An 18,698-nucleotide genomic window follows, 5' to 3' on the forward strand; every position below is an offset into this window, starting at 1 on the left:
GTCGGAAGACGTGGGACCAACGGTCTCGGCGGCGCGGAGCGGCTTCAGTGGCCGCGAGGTGTCCCCTTTTGCACGTCGACGTGGACGTGGTCGAGGTGGCGCAGCACCTCGTCGGCGGGCTCGGGGGCGTTGTAGGGGCGCCAGCCGGCCATGGACACGCTGGTACTCCAGATGTGGTCGTCGAAGATGATCACGTCGATGTGCAGTTCCTCGCTGTGGGCGACCAGCCAGTGGGCCAGCAGCCAGCCGGCGCGCCGATTCTCCTCGTTGACCGGCCGGAAGAAGATGTCGATGGCCCGACCGTCGTAGTGCGCCGAGGATTCCCCGTGCCCCGTGCTCACCCCGCCGGGCTGGAAACCGCCCAGTTCCTGTGGGCCGAAGACCTCGGTCATCGCCGTGCGCACCCGTTCGGCCCGTTCGGTCAGGCCCGACTCGCCCATCTTCTGCTCGGCGAGGTCACCGGCGGGGCTGGCCCGGCAGGCCAGACTCGGCCCGGCGTCTTCGGAGGGGCCCTCGCGCAGTCGCCGCATCACGGCCGGGTCGATCATCGTCACCGGTGGCGCCTCGGCGCCGCGCGCTTGCAGCGCCACCGCCGTTGTCGCGACCCGGGCGTCCTCGCGCGAGAGCCCGACTCGGCCCGAGCCCAGGGCAACCGAGCACTCCTCATCCCAGGGCAGGATCACCATGCTCGACCCTGTCTTCTCTAGCTCACGGACGACGACGAAGCCGCCCAGTGTCACGATGGCGATCGTGACCAGCATGCCGATCATCAGCCCGCGTAGTTGTCTGACCTCCACGTGACTCTCAACGCTCCTCGAACGTCTGACGTTTCCGCTTCCCCGCCTTCCCCACCCGAGCGCGGCCACGGCGCCGAAGGGGTATTGCCCCCCACCACCCCCAGGTGAGAGATTCCCCGCAATCAATCCATAACAGTCCCAATGTCCAAAAAAGCTGTCATTCTTCGCTAAGCGGCCTCCCTTGGCCGAGAGCTAACGGCGTTCGGCACCGTCCGGTTGGGAACGGCCGGATCGTCACACGGGCCACCGGCGGCGGGCAACGGTGTGACACGAACCGGACGCTCAAGGTGTCGATCGTAGGGCGGAGGGCGAGTCGCTGCGGGAGGAATAGTCCGGGCGCGCCGCCGGCTGGACTATAGAAGGCAGCGGGGCCGCGATGGGCCCGGCGGCCCCGGGCGAGGACGAACGAGACACGAGGTGGCCTCATTGCATCCAGCCGAGTCGACGGCGTCGTTAACCGCGCGCCACAGCCACCGGCCGAGCGCGAGCGCCGGCGCGAGTCAGCGGTCCGACTCCCCGCCCGAGGCCGGCATCGAGGGCCGCGGGGTCAGCGACGCGGCCTTTCGCCAAGTCATGGGGGTCCACGCCGCCGGGGTCGTGGTCGTGACCGCGCCGGGAGGCCCCCGGCCGGTGGGCGTGACCGCGACCTCCTTCAGCAGTGTCAGCGCTGATCCGCCGCTGGTGTCGTTCTACCTCAACGCCGAGTCCAGTAGCTGGCCAGGTGTGCGCGAGGCGCACTATTTCGCCGTCAATATCCTCGACGACAGCCAGCGGGAGGTGGCCATCCGGTTCGCCACCAAAGGTATCGACCGCTTCGCCGCCCCCACACGGTGGAGTCGGGGACCGGCGGATTTGCCCTTGCTGGAAGGAGCCCTCGGCCACGTGCTGTGCCGCCGCTACGATCTGCTCGCCATCGGCGACCACTGGCTCATCGTCGGGCGCGTCGTCGACACCGCTGTCCGCGACGACGGCCAGCCACTGCTCTACCAGCGCGGGCGCTACGGCAGCTTCACCCCGACCTCTCCGTGAGCCTGCCGCCCGTGGGGCGGCAGGCAGCACCACGCCCAAGCGTGCGGCCGGCCACCTTGCCCGCGTGTCCCCTTACGTTGTTCCTGGCCGCGCAGTGAGGCTTTTTCGCTCTTTGGGCCTGGCCATGATCTGACCTCCTTGTCGATGGAGATCGAAAAAGGCGCTTGTGGGCCCGACGCTGGGGACAGCGCAGCCGCCGGGCATGAGACCTGTGGCGGTGCGAGAGGCCGCCCCGTCGGGCACGTGCCGCGGCGCGCCAGCGGGCGAGCGTGGGGGAGGTACCCGCCGGGACCGCCGCATCTGGTCCCGGCGGGCGCTTCGTGGCGGCCGGTCATGGCCGCCCAAGCCGGAGCCGGCTCCGTGTCCTAGCCGGCTCCGTGACCTTGTGGGGTGCGCCTCTCTTCGACGGTGGGCGCCTGCCAGTTGGCCCGCCAGTGGCTGTCTCCGCCATCTCAGCGGCGGGGCTTTCCGCGGGGGAGGCGCGGTTGAAGCGCCACGTGCTGTCGCGCGCCCGTCGAGTTTTTCGCCTCCACCGAAGTGGCCACACCGGGAGCGTACTTGGCTGTAAGGGAATCCATCCGTGCGACATCCTCGGGGGGTCGGTAAAGATTCGTCCGGGGTGGGGAGGTGGTGTCGTTCGCTCCTGCCTCGATCGCTGCGCGAGCTCGGCGGCTCAGGAGCGGGAGCGGCTCAACTCGCCGCCACCCCGAGACTGCGCGATCTGCTACAGGGAGTGCGCCAACCTGGCGCTGTGTCCGGGGAGAGGTCACCCGTTGTCGGGGCCCAAGCTTTGACTTTCGCTCCCTGGCCTAAGGGCCGGGGGATTCCTACTGCGGTCGGGTGACCGTCTCGGTGGGTTCTTGCTTCGTCGCGCTGTGCCGGAGTGGAGTCCGGTCTTATCTGCGCTCCACAGGCTGATCAAGTACTGGCATGCGGTGTTCTCCGATGCCCACCTCCACCGCAGGGAAGAGAGCATGCGGTCGGCGTGTACCGACTTTGGGTACGAGCTGGTGGAGCTCAACGGCCAAGCCGACCATGTGCACCCACCGGTGAACCTCCCGTCCAAAGCAGCGGTCTCCAAACCGGTCAACAGCCGCAAAAGGGATATCCTCGCGCCGATTGCGCCAGGAGTTGCCCGAGCTTGTCCGGCACTACTGGCACGCCACGCGGCACTGGTCGGGCTCCTCCGTCGCCGGATCGGTCGGCGGCGCCCCGTCACCCCTGTTGCGCCCCTCCATCGAACAGCAGACCCACCCGCGGTGAGCAGACGCCGAACCGCCCGGCGACGGCTCGGCTTTTCCTGCCCCGCTCCGCGGGAAAACCGGCTTCACCTCCGCCGTGAACGGTTGAGCACTGTCGACGATTCCGATAGCGGCGTTGCCTTCGTCCGGTGGCCGCTCGCGTCGTTTGCGGCCTCCTCTGCTGCCGCGCCCCCTTTGAGGCTGCCGAGATCGCGCAGCGATCGAGGTGCAAGCGATGGGAAACACCACGCGACCTCCCCAGCCCCGCCCACACCGCGCCCCGGCGCACGGGGACGGTCCTGACGTGTCCAAGCTCGTCTGGGACCCTCCGGCGCGCTCTCCGCACGCGGGGGTGGCTGCGGTTGGCGGGGGTTGCCCGTGGGCTAGGGGCACAGCTTGTCCAGCGAGGTGGCTTCCTCCCCGACCTGGCGGCCAGGAGAGGTCGGCGACGCCTCGTCGGAACCGGTGTAGCGTTGCCAAGCGGTCCGGTCGTCTTCGTTTTGGCTCTGCGTGGGGCTCGGCTGTGAGGGGGAGGCGTCGCCCGACGGCTGGGCGGGTGAGGGGGCGGCATTCGTGCCGGTCTCGGTGTCCTCTTGGTCGCGGACCGCCTCGTCGACGAGCTCACTGATGCGCTGCCAGTCCGGGTTGGCCGTATTGACCTGCGGCGGGGACAGTTGCAGCGTCTGCATGTCGGCGTTCGTGGCCATCTCGGCCAGGTCGAGCAGGTGGGGAACCTTCGACTGCGGGATGTCGGTTTGCAGTGTCCGTTTGGTGGCTCCAGCCAACTCCTGGAAGCTGGTGAGGACCTGTGTCGGGTCCACCTGCTCGGTCACGTATTTGATCAGGCAGCCCTGGCGCCCCATGCGGGTGTAGTCGTCGCTGTTGACCCGGCTGCGGCCGTACCACAGCGCCTCGTCGCCGTCGAGGTGCTGGTACCCGGCCTCCAGGATGCCCTCTTCCCGCTCGCCGTAGATGATGGGTTCTTCGATGTAGACGTCGATGCCGCCGAGGGCATCGATGAGATCCTCGAAGCCCTGGAGATCGACCAGGCCGTAGTAGTCCAGGTCCAAACCGATGGCGTTGCCGATGACGCGCTTGAGCGTGTCGGCGGCCGGGTTCTCCACCGTGGGGTCGATGGCCAGCTCCGCGGGGTTCTCGGCGACCGTTTGGTAGACCTCGTTGAGCAGCCGGTCGAAGCCCCGGGGTTCGGGGTAGCGCAAGGCGAGCTCGGTGCCCGGAGGGAAAGGTACGTTCTCCAGGTTGCGGGGGAGGCTGACCAGCACGACTTCGCCGGTGTCGACATCGATACTGGCCGCGATCATGGAGTCGGTGCGTAGGCCGTAGCGATTGTCTCCGGAGTCGCCGCCCAGCAACAGCATCGTGATCCGTTCGGCACCGTCCCACGGATCACTGGCATCGTGCGGCGCGTCGGGTTCCGGGCCGAAGACGGTCGAGAGTGTATCGTAAGCGGTGTAGGAACTCCGCATGACGAGAGCCGCGGGGGAGGCGACCGCTACACACAGCACAGCCACAATGAATCCGGCCGTGAGCCGGGTGCCCCACCCGTTGCGGGGCGGTTTGGTGATGACCCAGGAGTGGATGATGACGGTCATCCACAGCACCGCGACGGCGAAGGCGACCCCTGCCGCGGTCAGGAGCCACTGGCCTTGCACGACGATACGGGCGCCGCTGACGACGTCGCCACTGACCATAGCGGCACCGATACCTGCCGCAGCTAGCAGCACAATGTAGCAGGCGAGGATGATCCCGCCGCTCCAGCGTCGCCCGGTGCGCAGGTGTGCGCAACCGGGAATCACGGCTGAGACCGCTGTCCACAATAACGCGCGTCTCGCCCCCATAGGATGTTGTCCTTCCTGCTCGTGCCGCGCCTCGCTCATGTGTTTCCCCTCCGCCTACGCTGTTTGACGCGGTGTCCGGACACGAGGAGCGGCCATGTGTGCGTGATGGCTCTCACCTTCCCCTACCGTGCGGACCATCATTGATGCGCATACAGTGTCGCCCTTTGTCGGAGTTGTTCGCACCCTGGCAGGATTCATGCTTCACCTGCCGGCTGTCTGATACACCCATTAACGTTGCTCCTTGTCTGACTCTCAGAACATAGCGGTCCAAAGTCAGGCTTGTTTCTTTCATGATCAGTAGTTAACCGTCGCCACAACTGCCATGATCTGGCCGCAGGAGGGGGCGGCGCCGGGGGGAGATGGCGCCGTCATGGAACGAAAGGCATTCATCGTGCTCGATGCGGTCGACGCCGCGCTCGTCAGAGCGCTGCAAGCGGATGGAAGAGCGACTTACCAGGCACTGGCCGACGGTGTGGGGCTGTCGCGCACGGCGGTACGCGCCCGGGTCAAACACCTGATCGCCAACGGTGCCATCCGCATCGTCGGCGTCTTGCACGCCGGTGTACTGGGCATGGACGTATTCGGGCACATCTCCTTGCGCGTGGCCGGCCCTGTGCGCCCCGTCATGGACGAGCTGACGAGCCGAGAGGCGGTGACCTTCGCCGCACTCACCGCCGGACGCTTCCCCGCGGTAGCCCACGTGCGGGTGCGCGACGACGCCGCGCTCGCACGCGAGCTGGGAGAGCTGCGCTCCCTGCCGGGCGTGACGGCCGCGGAGGCGTTTCGGGCCGACACCATCGTCAAAGACGCCTACTCCGGCAGCCGCACGCTGCGCGACGTCACCACCGATCCGCTGGACTGGCGGCTCATCCGCCATCTGCAACGCGACGGCCGGGCCTCCTACGCCGAACTGGCCCGCAGCGTTGGCCTGTCACAGGCGGCGGCGCGTTCCCGGGTGGTCCGACTCATCGACGCCGGCGTGGTCCACGTCACCGCCCTGATCGAGCCCTCGGCCGTGGGCGCCAACGAGAACGTGGGCTTTGGCCTGTGCTGCCGGGGGGAGGCCCAAACGGTGGCGCACCGCCTCGCCGAGCTGCCCGGAGTGTCGTTTGCCAGTACCGGCTTCGGTCGCTACGACATCATCGGCAGCGTCACCGCCACCGACCGCGCTACCCTCGTTGACGCCCTAGAGGCGATCCGCTGCTGCCCCGACGTCGGCCACGCCGAGACCTGGGAGCACCTGTCGGTGTTGCGTGAGCGGTACCAGATCGATGGAGGGGGCACCAAGGCCGCCGGCGCCGCCGTGGGTGCGGCCCACAGCTAATCCGGGCACCTAAGTTGGAGCACACAGCCGTACGTGGGGCGTGGAGAGCCGACGTCGCCGGATCGGCCCGCCCGGTGGGCGAGACCCCGCACCGTGCCCTCGTTCCTTGCCGGAGCCACCGACCGTCCCCGGAAAGCGGCACGGCCCTGCCGCAACGGTTCCGGGGTAGACCTCGGCGACAGCCAGCGGGCGTAAGCTCTGCTGTCCTTCGCTGCGCGGCGGCGTTGGGGAGGACGCCGCGCGCACGAGGAGTGGCACGGTGCGGGGTAGCTCAGTCTTGGGCCAGGCTCAACAATTCGTCGATGTAGCAGGCGGCCTCCCGCAGCGCGAGCTCGGAGTCGCCGGCGCGGATGGCCTCGACCAGGGCGCTGTGATCGATGCCCTCCGTGTGTGCCGGCTCGTCGCGTGCAGTGTGGGCGATGCTCTCGTAGACCACCTGCGCGATGTCGTCGTAGAGCTCGATCATCAGCGAGTTGTGTGTGGCTTTGACCACCATGCGGTGCACGCTGAAGTCGGCTTCGACGAAGGCTCCCATCTCCTGGTTGGCCCATGCGCTTTCGCGTAACGCCATGGCAGCGTCGATCTCGGCCAGGTCGGCCTCGGTACGGCGCAGCGCCGCTAGGCGAGCGGCCTCCAATTCCAGGCCACGGCGCACCTCCAGTTTCTCCCTAAGCCGGGAGCGCTCCAGCCGGCGGCGCAGCGCGCCCCCCAACTCGCTGGAGGCGCGTACGAACGTGCCTGCTCCCTGGCGGATCTCCAGCAGGCCAGCGTGGGCGAGGGCGCGCACCGCTTCGCGTACAGTGTTGCGCCCGACCTCCAGTTGGTCGGACAGTTCCGTCTCGGTGGGGATGCGGTCCCCGATCGACCATTCTCCAGAGTCGATCTGCGTCCGCAACTGGGTGATCACCTGGTCGACGAGTCCAGATCTGCGCGTCGAGGCGAGGGGCACGAGCTTACCTCCTACGGGGTGACGGCCGCTCCGCTGGGCCGCGCGGAGCCGGTTTTCGACAAGCCGGTCAAGGCCGGAGCTTAGACCAGATGCGCCTGGCACATGGTGGCGCTTGCGCGATGCGTTACCCTCTCCCCTGTAGATAGGGTCATCCTATGAATGTGAAGTCGAGGTGACAAGTATGACGACCGGGCGAACGGGAGCCTCCGACGAGGTGACCGGGGGGCCCACAGGCGCCCACCCCGCCTGGTTGGTGGCAGCGCTCGTGGCCGGGATTGGGTTGGCCGCGTTGAACCTGCGTACCGCCATTACCAGTATCGGTCCGGTCCTCGACGAGATCACCTCGGATCTGGCGATGTCGGGTGCCACCGCCGGTATGCTGACCACCCTACCGGTCTTGTGCTTTGCGGCGTTTGGCGCGCTGACGCCGCTGCTCATCCGTCGCTTCGGTGAACACCACGTGCTGGTGGTCGCGCTGGCGGCGCTCACCCTCGGGCTGGGCACGCGCGTGCTGGCGGGGCAGCCCTGGCTGTTTTTGGCGCTGAGCACGGTGGCGTTGTCGGGCGGTGCCGTGGGCAATGTGTTGCTGCCCACTTTGGTCAAGCAGCACTTTCCGCACCGGGTGGGGGCGATGACCACGCTCTACACCACGGCTATGGCTGCGGGGACCGCGTTGGCCGCGGCTATGACGGTTCCGCTGGCCGAGGCGACCGGTGGCCGGTGGCGGGTGGCGCTGGGCTGCTACGCGGTACTGGGGCTGCTGGCGATCGTGCCGTGGCTGCTGACGTTGCGCCGCGAGCCCGGCCGTGCCCCCGAGGGGCGGGCGATCAGTGTCGGCCAGGTGCTGCGCACCGCCATGGGGTGGCAAAGCGTTGTCTTCTTCGGCACTCAATCGATCGTGGCCTACGTCATGTTCGGCTGGTTCGCGCAGTTGCTGCGCGACAGCGGGCTCGACGCCACCACCGCTGGGCTGGCGCTGTCCTACCTCACCGCTTTGGGTGTCCCCGTGTCGTTGACGCTGCCGGGGCTGGCGGCCCGGGTGCGTGACCACCGGATTTTCGTGGTGTGCTTCTTCTTGGCCTATATCGCCGGGTTCACTGGTCTGTGGGTGGCGCCCGTGGCCGGCGTGTGGGCGTGGGCCACCCTCATCGGCATGGCCATGAGCACCTTTCCGTTCGCGCTGACCCTGTTCGCCCTGCGCACCCGCACCGCCGACGGCACCGCCGCGCTGTCGGCGGCCAGTCAGAGCATCGGCTACCTCATGGCCGGTCTGGGGCCCTTCCTGTTCGGGCTGCTGCGCGAGGTGAGCGGTAGCTGGGACGTTCCGCTGGCCATGGTCATGGGGATCGTCGCCCTCAACTTCACCGCGGGGATGTTCCTGGGGCGTCCCCGCTATCTGGAGGACACGCTGGAGGCTGCCGCGGCGCGCAAGTGAGGGGCTCCGGGCGGGCTCACCCTCCTGGCAGCCAGCCCACGCGCCCGATCAGATACGCCGAGCCCACGAAGGCGACGATGTCGATGATGCTGTGGGCGGCCACCAGCGGCATGACCCGGCCGTGACGGTGGTAGAGCCAGCCGAACACCAGCCCCATCGCCAGGTTGCCGACGAACATGCCCAGGCCCTGGTAGAGGTGGTAGAAGGCCCGAAGCAGCGCGACCGCCGCTGTAGAACGCACCGGTGACCAGCCCAGTTGCCCCAATCGCAGCAGCAGGTACCCGAAGATCACCTCTTCGAGCACGCCGTTTTTGACGGCCTGGAGTACCAGCACCGGCAGCCGCCACCAGCTCTCGTTGAGGGCGCTGGGCGCCACCGTGACGGCCAATCCCAGTTGCCAGGAGACGAGGTAGACGACGAGTCCACTCAGGCCCACCAGGGCAGCCAGCGCGGCGCCCATCCCGAGGTCGCGGCTGGGACGGGTGAGGTCGAAGCCGATCGTGCGGGCCGACTCGCGGCTGCGGTACAGCAGGTACAGCACCAAGGCCACCGGGGCCATCGCAAAGACCAGCGAGGAGATCTGGCGCGTCAGATCCAACCAGGGGCGCTGCTGTGCGGCCTGGGGACCCACGAGGCTCGCGGTCTGCTCGGCCAGCGGTTCCGGCGCGGTCAGGGCGCCGACGAAGGAAATCGCGGCCGAGACCGCCGCCGCTCCCAGCGACAGGGCGAGGACGCACAGGATCTCCCCGGCCAGCAGCCGCGGCGTCAAGACGCCGGCGCTCGGAAACGGTGTGGCGTGGGGCGCCTCGGCTTCGGCGGCGGGCTCGGCTGGCGCGCGAGAACCGGAGGTGGATTCGGACATACCGCCGATCATGCCATCGTAGGCGCGCATGGCCGAACAGGGCACGAGCGCTATGGCCGGCATCGAGACGAGCGTGCCAAGGGCCGGCGCACCGCCGCAGCGGGCGCGCCGGCTTGCGGGCTGGCGCGCAGCCTACTCCGCCGTGGTCTCCTCAGCGGTGGTCTCCTCGGCGGTGGGGCTCTCGCCGCTGTCGGCGCCCTCGCCGCCGCCGTCGTTGCAGGCGGTCACGGAAAAGGTCGCGAAAGCGGCGATCGCTGTGGCCGCCGCGATCCTGCGGGCGATGGTGAGAGGTTCCTCGATCTTCATCTGTCCCTCCAAGAGTCGCGGTTTCGGCGCCGCCTCGCAGAAGGGGGGAGCGAGACGGCGCGGCGGACGAGAGTCCGTCGTACAGCAGCCAACCGGATGGGAGGACACACCAAGTGAAATTAAAGTTACTAAAAATAGAGGAAAATGGGAGAAATGGCGACGACACGGTTAACCCAACGTGTCTTTCGAGTTTCCTTGGGCTGTACGTGCGTTTCCTGTTCCTGGTCGACCGGTAGGTGTCGCCGCCCTCGTCGCCTCAGTAACCCCGGTCTTGCTCCTCCTCTTGCTGCCCTTCCTGCTCGCCTTCCTCGTTTTGCGTCATCTCCTCCTCGCCGCCGGTGTCCTCGCAGGCCACCACGCCTGCAAGCGGCAGCGCAGCGATGAGGGCGACGGCCAGGCAGCGTTTCAGTCCGGCATGTGGCTGGTTGTCGGCCATGGCGTACTTACCTCCGCTCGCGTTCGCTACACCCGCCCCGGCGCGGCCGTAACGGCCCGCACCGGAAAGAGCCGGGCCGGCGCTGGCCACCGGCCCGCTGGTTGGCCGCTACCCAGCTAAGCGCTGCGGCGTGACGGTGAGGCGGAAAAACCTGGGCGCACACGCCACCGGCCCCGCGGGTGACACGGTGTCCGCGGGGCCGGTGGCCAGGTGACGGCGCCCGCCCCGCCCCAGCCACGAAAGCGGGGCGGGCACCATCGGGAACGAGGAGCGTTCGTCAGTGAGCCGCTGCGAACTGCTCCTCCTCAGTAGAGCCGGTGAGTGCGGTGGTGGAGCCGTCGGGGGTGATCGCCGCGCTGACCTGGTCGAAGTAGCCGGTACCAACCTCGCGCTGGTGGCGCGTGGCGGTGTAGCCGGCCGACTCGGCGGCGAACTCGGCCTCCTGGAGCTGCACGTAGGCGCTCATGCCGCCCTCGGCGTAGCCCTTGGCCAGGTCGAACATGGAGTGGTTCAGCGCGTGGAACCCGGCCAGGGTGATGAACTGGAACGTGTAGCCCATGTGGCCCAGTTCGCGCTGGAACTTGGCGATCGTGGACTCGTCGAGGTGACGCCGCCAGTTGAACGACGGCGAGCAGTTGTAGGCCAGCATCTGGTCGGGGTACTCGGCCTTGATCCGCTCGGCGAACTGGCGCGCCACCTCCAGGTCCGGGGTGGAGGTCTCCATCCACAGCAGGTCGGAGTAGGGGGCGTAGGCCAGACCGCGGGCCACGCAGGCCTCCAGCCCGTTACGCACCCGGTAGAAGCCCTCGCCGGTGCGTTCGCCGGTGATGAAGGGCTGGTCGCGCTCGTCGATGTCGTTGGTGATCAGCGTCGCGGCTTGGGCGTCGGTGCGGGCGATGATCAGCGTGGGCGTCCCCGAGACGTCGGCCGCCAGCCGAGCGGCGTTGAGGGTCTTGATGTGCTGGCTGGTGGGGATGAGGACCTTGCCGCCCAGGTGGCCGCACTTCTTCTCCGAGGCGAGTTGATCCTCCCAGTGCACGCCCGCGGCCCCGGCCGCGATCATGCCCCGCATCAGCTCGTAGGCGTTGAGGACACCGCCGAAACCGGCCTCAGCGTCGGCGACGATGGGCGCCAGCCAGTGCGGTGCGCTGTCGTCACCTTCCGACCAGGTGATCTGGTCGGCGCGCAGGAGGGCGTTGTTGATGCGCCGGACCACCTGCGGGACCGAGTTGGCCGGGTAGAGGCTCTGGTCGGGGTAGGTCTGGCCGGCCAGGTTGGCGTCGGCAGCCACCTGCCAGCCCGAGAGGTAGATCGCCTTGAGGCCGGCGCGCACCTGCTGGACCGCCTGGTTACCGGTGAGCGCGCCCAAGGCGTTGACGTAGTCCTCCGTGTGGAGCAGGTGCCACAGTCGCTCGGCGCCCAGCCGCGCGAGCGTGTGGTCCTCGGTGACCGACCCGCGCAGCCGCACGACGTCCTCGGCGCTGTAGGTGCGCTCGACGTCCGCCCAGCGCCGGTCGGTCTGCCACTGCTCGTGCAGCTCGGCGGCTGCCTGCCGCTGGCGATCGCTGATGCTCATCTGTGTACCGCCTTCGAGATTCGTCCCCTGGAAAGTCACCCGGCTGGAGACCCCCACGGCTTCCCGCAACGTGTCAGCCACGCCGGAGCCGGTGGAACCGCGGTTTGTTCCCCGCCGGTAACTATTATTCTTCGCAAAGTTCCAAGCTTTTTCGAGCCCGTCCAGGGTGAAGATTTGCGATTCTTTCCCTATCATGAACGCATGGCGTACTTTGGGACTGAAGAAATACCGGCTTTGCCGAGTGACCTGGATCTCGTCACCTTCGGCCAGCGGCTGCGCCACTTGCGTCGTTCACGCGGGTTGACCCTCTCTGAGATGGGAGAACGGGTCGGCCGCGCCCCCTCGCAGTTGTCACTGCTGGAGAACGGCAAGCGCGAGCCGAAGCTGTCGCTGCTGACCGCCTTGGCCAAGGAGCTCGAGGTCTCGGTGGAGGAGTTGCTCTCGCGCCAGCCTCCCAGCCGCCGCGCCCAATTGGAGATCGCCGTCGAGGAAGCCCAGCGCGATCCGGTGTATCAGTCGCTGCAACTGCCCCACCTGAAGGTGGGCAAGCGGGTGCCCAACGACGTCCTCGAACACATCGTCTCCCTCTATGAGGAGCTCAAGCGCCGCACCGTCAAACCCACGGCCACCCCCGAGGAGGCCCGCCGCGCCAACGCCGAGCTGCGCCGGCAGATGAGCGAGCGCGACAACTACTTCCCCGACATCGAGAAGGTCGCCCAGGAAACACTGGAGGCCGTGGGCTACCGCGGCGGAGCGCTGTCGCAAGGCCAGATCCTGTCGATCGTCACCCACCACGGCTTCACGCTGCGCTACGTCCACGACCTGCCGCGCTCGGTGCGCTCGGTCACCGACACGCGCAACCGCCGGCTCTACCTCAAACGCGAGTCGCTGGGCATGCACACCCCGCGCACGATCCTGCTACAGACCTTGGGCCACTTCGTGCTGGGCCACTCCCACCCCCGTGACTTCGCCGACTTCCTGCGTCAGCGCGTCGAGGCCAACTACTTCGCCGCCGCCGTGCTCATCCCCGAGTCCAGTGCCGTGGACTATCTGCGCGAAGCCAAGCAGGCCCGCGACCTCTCGGTGGAGGACCTGCGCGACGTCTACTCGGTCTCCTACGAGATGGCCGCCCACCGTTTCACCAACCTGGCCACGCCCCACCTCGACCTGGTCTGTCACTTCATCCGCAACGACGAGACCGGCATCATCTACAAGGCATACGAGAACGACGGGCTGATCTTTCCCACCGACGACACCGGCGCCATCGAGGGTCAGCGGATGTGTCGTTACTGGTCGGGGCGCCAGGTCTTCGCTTCCCCCGACCGTTACTCGATCTACTACCAGTACACCGACAAGCCCAACGGCACCCACTTCTGCGTAGCCCACGTCGACCCCAGTCGGGAGCGCAACTTCGCCATCACCTTGGGAGTGCCCTACAAGGAGTCGCGCTGGTTCCGTGGCCGGGAAACCACCAACCGCACCACATCGGCGTGTCCCACCGGCGAGTGCTGCGTCCAACCACCGGCCGAGCTGGCCGCCCGCTGGGAGGGCCACGTCTGGCCTTCGGCGCGGGCTCACTCCCACGTGCTGGCCGCCCTGCCGCCGGGGACCTTCCCCGGTGTCGACGAGACCGACGTCTACACCTTCCTGGAACGCTACGAGGAGGATTGATCCGCCCCGCTCGTCCAGCCGGGGCCTCCAACACGCGCCCGCGTAGGCCTCGCTCGGCTCGGGGGGAGACCTCCCCGGGCCGATGGGGGCGTTGCCCAGCGCCGGGCCCAAGCGCCGCACGGCGTGACACCGGCGCGGGGACACCCGTCCCGATCGGGACGGTGATCGTGCCCGGACCGTGCCGCTAGAATTGTGTTACCGTTGGTAACACTGCTGCTCACGGTGACTCCCCAACGCCGACCTCCCCGTTCGCCCCGCCACGCATCAGAAAGACCTCCCCATGACAGACAGCGCCGCTCAGCCCGATCCCGCCTTCAACCTCGAACTCAGCGAGGACGTCCGCGACATCCGCGACTGGGTCCACGGCTTCGCCCGCGACGTCATCCGCCCTGCCGCCGCCGAGTGGGACGAACGCGAGGAGACCCCGTGGCCGATTCTGCGGGAGGCCGCCAAGATCGGCCTCTACTCCCTCGACTTCTACGCCAACCAATGGCTGGAACCCACCGGCGTGGGCATCCCTGTGGCCTACGAAGAGCTGTACTGGGGCGACCCCGGCATCGCCCTCGCCCTGACCGGCACCACCCTGGCCGCGGTGGCGGTGGCCGCCAACGGCAGTCAGGAACAACTCTTCGAGTGGGCGCCGCAGATGTTCGGCACCGCCGATGACATCAAGCTCGGCGCGTTCTGCTCCTCCGAGCCCGACGCCGGAAGCGACGTCGCGGCCATCCGTACCCGCGCCCGCTATGACGAGGCCCGCGACGAGTGGGTGCTCAACGGCACCAAGACCTGGGCCACCAATGGCGGTATCGCCGACGTCCACGTCGTCGTCGCCAGCGTCGAGCCCGAGTTGGGCGCGCGCGGCCAGGCCACCTTCGTTGTCCCCCCAGGCACCCCCGGCCTGCGCCAGGGCCAGAAGTTCAGCAAGCACGGTATCCGCGCATCCCACACCGCCGAGGTCATCCTCGACGACGTGCGCGTGCCCGGGCGCTGTCTGCTCGGCGGCAAGGAGGCCCTCGACGAGCGCCTGGCACGCGCCCGCGAGGGCCGGCACTCACGCGGCCAGGCGGCCATGCGCACCTTCGAAGCCTCCCGCCCGGCCGTGGGCGCCATGGCGGTGGGCTGTGCCCGTGCCGCCTTCGAATACGCCCGCGACTACGCCACCGAGCGCACCCAGTTCGGCCGGCCCATCGCCGACAACCAGGGGGTGGCCTTCCAACTCGCCGACATGGCCACACGCATCGACGCCGCCCGACTGCTGGTGTGGCGCGCAGCCTGGATGGCCCGCAACGGCAAGGACTTCGAGCAGGCCGAGGGCTCGATGAGCAAACTCTTCGCCAGCGAGACCGCCACCTGGGTCACCCAAAACGCCATCCGCATCGTCGGTGGCAACGGCTATACCAAGGACTACCCGGTCGAGCGTTGGCACCGCGACGCCACGATCTTCACCATCTTCGAGGGCGCCAGCGAGATCCAACGCCTCATCATCGGCCGCTCCGTCACCGGCCTGCCGGTGCGGTGACGTTTCACCAGGTCAAGACATTAGAAGTGACTGTGTTGGGCGTCGATGCGTGTTGGTTGGCCGGTGGCTGGCGTGCCGATTGCCGGTGACTGCGGCAAGGAAGATTTACCGATTTTTACCGGTTTTTCTTGGTTGCTCTCGGACGGGTGTTGACGATCGTGCTGACGATCGGCGGGCGTGTATGTCGAGTGTGACCTGACAGAGAAACGTCCCCTGACCTGCATCTAGGTCAGGGGACGTTCGTATACGCGGAGCATGGTGTGGAAGCCGTCAACAAGGAGTCCCAGTGTCCGCTGACGCCCCGGCTCGATCGGGGGGTGAGCCGGGGCAGGGCGAGGGCTAGTTGAGCCCGTCGTAAATCTGCTGCCGCTGAGCCTGGGGGATGGCGAGGCTGGGGTGTAGATGCCTGTTGTGGGCGGGGATGAAGTTCGCTGGATCGCCGGCTTCCCCAGCGACGGGTTGGGGCTGATCACTCACGAAACCGGGTCGGGCTACTTGTACGCCAAACTGGCCCGAGATGATCTCGCGGCGTCCCTCATCGTCCCGCCGTGGGACGGGACGCTGCACACGCGCGACCAGTGGCTCCGGTTGGAGCTGCGGTGCGACGGCACGGACACGGTACTGCGCATTTACCCCGGCCACGCCGACACTGACCCGCGGGTACTCACCTGGAGTGGTCAGACCTTGTCGGGGCCGGTGGAGCTCACGGGGTACCGGTACCGGGTCCGTCCCACACTGCGGTACGGCGACCAGGGCAGTGAGGTCGCCGAGTTGCAGAACGAGTTGATTGATCTCGGCTACGATCTCGGGTCGTGGGGAGCGGACGGGGACTACGGCCAGGTCACCGTGGACGCTGTCGAGCAGTTCCAAACCGACTATGGCTACAGCCTGATCGATGGGGAGGCCGGACCCTCCACCCGTGCTGGGATCGACCTCGCGCTGGGGGGAGCCTACCCGCCGCTGTGGATCTCCCACGTTGCGGTGTCGGACGGGCCGCTGGTGGGTCCAGAGCCGGAGCCGGTGGACCCGACCCCACCCGCCCGGCTCGTGGCCGGAATGCCGATCTGAACACCTGACTGTAACCGCTCCACCCTTGGGTTTTTTCAAGGGTGGAGCGGTTTTGTGTTTTTCAGGGGGCTTCCCGGTCTGCCCTTGTCAGGGGGTGGCCCGGCTAGCTGATGGTGGCGCTCCACGTCCCCCGCGACAGGTGGCAGGTGCCGTCGCGCGTCAGCGTCACGTGGAACTCTGCGCGTGCCGGTTCGCCCAAGCGTTGCCATTCATCCCGGGCGGCTTCGATCTCGTCCCAGATTCGTCGTGGCCCGCCTTGGGTGACATGCCCGTTTTCGGTGAGGTAGCCCCACGAGTCGTCGGTCAGTAGCCAGTGTCGGGTCGCGCCGTGGCTGTCGACGGTGATCATCGCGGCGGCGTCAGGCACGGTGAGCGCAGCGAACCATCCCCACGGGGTGCCCTGATAGACGGGGTTTCCCGTCAGGGAAGTTTCACGTGTTTGCCCCTCCTTACCTTGGTGGTGAGAAAGCAGGCTGCTGGCGTGGGCGGGAGCTATGGCGCGGGTGGGCATGAATCCGCCGAATTGTTCCAGCACACGTCCATGCGCCGCCACTGTTGGCTCGTCCTCGGTTTGGAGTTCGAGCATGACACCGGCAGGCAGGTGGGAGCGAAACACCGGAAGGATCAGTTTCCCGCCTGGCACGGTCTGTTGGATCAGCTCCCACGGAGGTTCGGCGAATCCGCACGTGACGATCACGCGGTCATAGGAAGCGTTGGGCAGGTAGCCCGTGGCCCCGTCGCCCACGTGCAGGGCAGGATAGTGTCCTGCCTTGGCGAGTCGGGTGCGCGCCTGTTCGACGAGTCCAGGGTCGATGTCGACGCTCGTCACGTTGGCGTCTCCGAGCCGGTGACACAGCAGCGCGGCGTTGTAGCCGGTGCCGGTGCCGACCTCCAACACCCGCATCCCCTCGGCCACGTCCAAAGCGTCGAGCATGCGCGCCATCACCGACGGCGCCGACGAAGACGAGGTGGGCTGGCCGTATACCCGCCCGTCCTCGTCTGGCTCCGGGAAACCACCATCGATTTGGGTCACCCACGCTTCATCCTGGTACGCCAGATCGAGCCACGCGGGATCGCCTTCGGTGGCCACAGTGAACCCGCCTTGAGGGTGCGGGATGTAGATGCGTGGCAGAAAGAGGTGGCGGGGGACAGTGGCGAATGCGTGGACCCAGGCTGGTGTGGTGAGCTTGCCGGCGCGTGTCAGCATGTCGGCGAGTTCGCGGCCTGGGCTGGCTGAAGCAGCGGCCATTACGCTTCCTTGTCGGAGTCTTGCTCGAAATCGGCCGGAGTGGTGGGTTTGCTGCCGTCTTTGAACGTGGGGGCTGCGGTCATGGTGGGGTCACCTTTGTCCGCCCAGATTTTCCCGCCACGGGTGAGCATCTGCACCTCTTCGTCGTAGACCACATCACCGGGGACGGTGGGTCCGTCCTGTGGAGGTACGGCGTAGCGCATGCCGAAGGGACGGCACTCGCTGGGTTGGTCTTCTCGGACAGGGTCGGCTCCCCTGCCTAGCGGGAACACGTCGATCACGGCCGTGGTGCTCATTGGGTTACCTCGTTTCTTTTTTGGTGAGGGCATCGGCGATGGCTTCGCCGATCTCATGGGTGGTCGCGTGCTGAATCCAGCCGTATTGGCCGTTGGGGTTAGCTTCCAAGAACCACCAGCGGCCCGAGCGGTCAACGGCGAAATCCATGGCGGCGTATCGCAGATGTAGCCGCCGGGTCAGCTCCCGCACGCCCGCCAGGACTCGGCGGGGTAGAGGTGGCGTGCTGTAGGTCAAAGCCTGGTAGTCAGTGCGCCAGTCCACCTGCGCGGCATCGGAGCGGGTGTGGATGCCGGCGGGGAACACGTGTTCATCGACCACGGTCACCCGGACCTCATAGTCTTTGTCGATCTGCTTTTGGAACAGGTGCGCCGTGTGGCGCAGGGCAGGGTCTCCCCACCCGGTAGGGGGCATGGGGGTCGTGTAGATGGAAAAGTGTGTGTTGTCCTCGGAGAATGTGGCTGCGCCGAGTGGTTTGTAGACCACGCGGCCGACATCGCTACACCATTGTTCGGCGCGCGCAGGGTCGTTGGTGACCAGGGTGCGGGGCACGTTCAACCCCGCACTCGTTGCTTCGGCGAGCTGGTGGGGTTTGTACTCCGCGCGTCCGATCGCCGCCGGATGGTTCAACCAGCCGGGCAGAGTGTTGAGGACGCCGCCGAAACCTCGACGGGCCTCATCTTGCGCGAACTCCACCTCGGAGGCGTTCATGCCGTCGGGGAACTCAAAGCGGCGCGGGCGGCGGTACCAGACCCCGACGACTGTTGAGAGGTCGAGGGAGCGCTTCTCGGTCTCCACAACACCGGACCAGTGGCCGGCATCGAGTTCCGCATGGAGTTTTAGTCGCTGCGGGAAGTCGGCGGGGTCGACGCGAAAGACCGGCACGTCGCGGTCGTGGAGACGCCGTATCACATCGTCAGCGGTCGGGTCATAGGTGTTGGTGAGGATCAGAACAGCCATACAGTCCCTTCTCAGGAGAGCGCGGCGCTGGCGGGCGGAACCGAGAGGTGGCCTAAAGGCGGGACTCCTGCCGGGGTGAGCGGCCGGAGCCGGCAGGAGCCCCGCGCGGCCGTCCGGGGCACC

General features: G+C 67.7%; 16 protein-coding genes and 2 pseudogenes. 8 read left to right on the plus strand and 10 right to left on the minus strand.

From position 1 onward, the window contains the following. Positions 1 to 44 precede the first annotated feature (44 nt). Entirely contained in the window at positions 45 to 797 is a 753-nt protein-coding gene (locus tag ABD848_RS09625; protein ID WP_344969905.1) for a hypothetical protein, read from the minus strand. Between the two features lie 426 nt (positions 798 to 1,223). Between ABD848_RS09625 and ABD848_RS09630 the strand changes: the two genes are divergently transcribed. The 3 genes and pseudogenes from ABD848_RS09630 to ABD848_RS09635 all read left to right on the plus strand — a co-directional run. Beyond that, complete coding sequence (locus ABD848_RS09630; protein WP_344969908.1) at positions 1,224 to 1,826, plus strand: flavin reductase family protein; 603 nt, start codon at positions 1,224 to 1,226, stop codon at positions 1,824 to 1,826. 875 nt (positions 1,827 to 2,701) lie between these two features. Beyond that, positions 2,702 to 2,902: pseudogene (locus ABD848_RS25000) on the plus strand (transposase); the annotation flags it as partial. A gap of 25 nt (positions 2,903 to 2,927) precedes the next feature. Next, positions 2,928 to 3,089: pseudogene (locus ABD848_RS09635) on the plus strand (transposase); the annotation flags it as partial. Between the two features lie 361 nt (positions 3,090 to 3,450). Here ABD848_RS09635 and ABD848_RS09640 read toward each other — a convergent pair. Further along, positions 3,451 to 4,926 (minus strand): LCP family protein, encoded by a 1,476-nt coding sequence (locus tag ABD848_RS09640; protein WP_344969910.1) that lies wholly within the window; start codon positions 4,924 to 4,926, stop codon positions 3,451 to 3,453. A gap of 391 nt (positions 4,927 to 5,317) precedes the next feature. On the opposite strand from ABD848_RS09640, the gene ABD848_RS09645 reads away from it, so the two are divergent. Further along, a complete protein-coding gene (locus ABD848_RS09645; RefSeq protein ID WP_344970253.1) occupies positions 5,318 to 6,250 on the plus strand; it encodes an Lrp/AsnC family transcriptional regulator in 933 nt (310 codons plus the stop codon). 271 nt (positions 6,251 to 6,521) lie between these two features. Here ABD848_RS09645 and ABD848_RS09650 read toward each other — a convergent pair whose 3' ends face one another. Next, positions 6,522 to 7,199: a FadR/GntR family transcriptional regulator gene (locus tag ABD848_RS09650; protein WP_344969912.1), complete on the minus strand. Its 678-nt coding sequence runs from the start codon at positions 7,197 to 7,199 to the stop codon at positions 6,522 to 6,524. Between the two features lie 181 nt (positions 7,200 to 7,380). Between ABD848_RS09650 and ABD848_RS09655 the strand changes: the two genes are divergently transcribed. Further along, positions 7,381 to 8,634, plus strand: coding sequence for a CynX/NimT family MFS transporter (locus ABD848_RS09655; protein WP_344969914.1), 1,254 nt, complete (start codon positions 7,381 to 7,383; stop codon positions 8,632 to 8,634). A 16-nt stretch (positions 8,635 to 8,650) separates the two neighbouring features. Here ABD848_RS09655 and ABD848_RS09660 read toward each other — a convergent pair whose 3' ends face one another. The 4 genes from ABD848_RS09660 to aceA form a co-directional block, all read right to left on the minus strand. Then, a complete protein-coding gene (locus ABD848_RS09660; RefSeq protein ID WP_425567490.1) occupies positions 8,651 to 9,496 on the minus strand; it encodes a CPBP family intramembrane glutamic endopeptidase in 846 nt (281 codons plus the stop codon). Positions 9,497 to 9,628: 132 nt separating this feature from the next. Then, positions 9,629 to 9,802 (minus strand): hypothetical protein, encoded by a 174-nt coding sequence (locus tag ABD848_RS09665; protein ID WP_344969917.1) that lies wholly within the window; start codon positions 9,800 to 9,802, stop codon positions 9,629 to 9,631. Between the two features lie 256 nt (positions 9,803 to 10,058). Further along, positions 10,059 to 10,238 carry a hypothetical protein gene (locus ABD848_RS09670; protein WP_344969920.1) on the minus strand — a complete coding sequence of 60 codons (180 nt, stop codon included), beginning with the start codon at positions 10,236 to 10,238 and terminating at the stop codon, positions 10,059 to 10,061. A 277-nt stretch (positions 10,239 to 10,515) separates the two neighbouring features. Further along, a complete protein-coding gene (aceA, locus tag ABD848_RS09675) occupies positions 10,516 to 11,814 on the minus strand; it encodes an isocitrate lyase (RefSeq protein ID WP_344969922.1) in 1,299 nt (432 codons plus the stop codon). 234 nt (positions 11,815 to 12,048) lie between these two features. On the opposite strand from aceA, the gene ABD848_RS09680 reads away from it, so the two are divergent. From ABD848_RS09680 to ABD848_RS09690, 3 genes are all read left to right on the plus strand, one after another. Next, complete coding sequence (locus tag ABD848_RS09680) at positions 12,049 to 13,485, plus strand: helix-turn-helix domain-containing protein (protein WP_344970258.1); 1,437 nt, start codon at positions 12,049 to 12,051, stop codon at positions 13,483 to 13,485. A gap of 280 nt (positions 13,486 to 13,765) precedes the next feature. After that, positions 13,766 to 15,004: an acyl-CoA dehydrogenase family protein gene (locus ABD848_RS09685; protein ID WP_344969925.1), complete on the plus strand. Its 1,239-nt coding sequence runs from the start codon at positions 13,766 to 13,768 to the stop codon at positions 15,002 to 15,004. 402 nt (positions 15,005 to 15,406) lie between these two features. Further along, positions 15,407 to 16,072 (plus strand): peptidoglycan-binding domain-containing protein, encoded by a 666-nt coding sequence (locus tag ABD848_RS09690; RefSeq protein ID WP_344969927.1) that lies wholly within the window; start codon positions 15,407 to 15,409, stop codon positions 16,070 to 16,072. Positions 16,073 to 16,175: 103 nt separating this feature from the next. Here the strand turns inward: ABD848_RS09690 and tgmC are convergent, their stop codons facing one another. From tgmC to tgmB, 3 genes are read right to left on the minus strand one after another with little or no spacing between them, the layout of a single operon-like run. Continuing rightward, positions 16,176 to 17,321: an ATP-grasp peptide maturase system methyltransferase gene (gene tgmC, locus ABD848_RS09695; protein WP_344969930.1), complete on the minus strand. Its 1,146-nt coding sequence runs from the start codon at positions 17,319 to 17,321 to the stop codon at positions 16,176 to 16,178. Then, positions 17,321 to 17,617, minus strand: coding sequence for a hypothetical protein (locus ABD848_RS09700; protein WP_344969932.1), 297 nt, complete (start codon positions 17,615 to 17,617; stop codon positions 17,321 to 17,323). Before ABD848_RS09700 ends, tgmC begins: the two co-directional genes overlap by 1 nt. Before the next feature lie 4 nt (positions 17,618 to 17,621). Next, entirely contained in the window at positions 17,622 to 18,575 is a 954-nt protein-coding gene (tgmB, locus tag ABD848_RS09705; protein WP_344969936.1) for an ATP-grasp ribosomal peptide maturase, read from the minus strand. Positions 18,576 to 18,698 lie beyond the last annotated feature (123 nt).

The organism is Salinactinospora qingdaonensis (assembly GCF_039539445.1).
Classification (GTDB): Bacteria; Actinomycetota; Actinomycetes; order Streptosporangiales; family Streptosporangiaceae; genus Salinactinospora; species Salinactinospora qingdaonensis.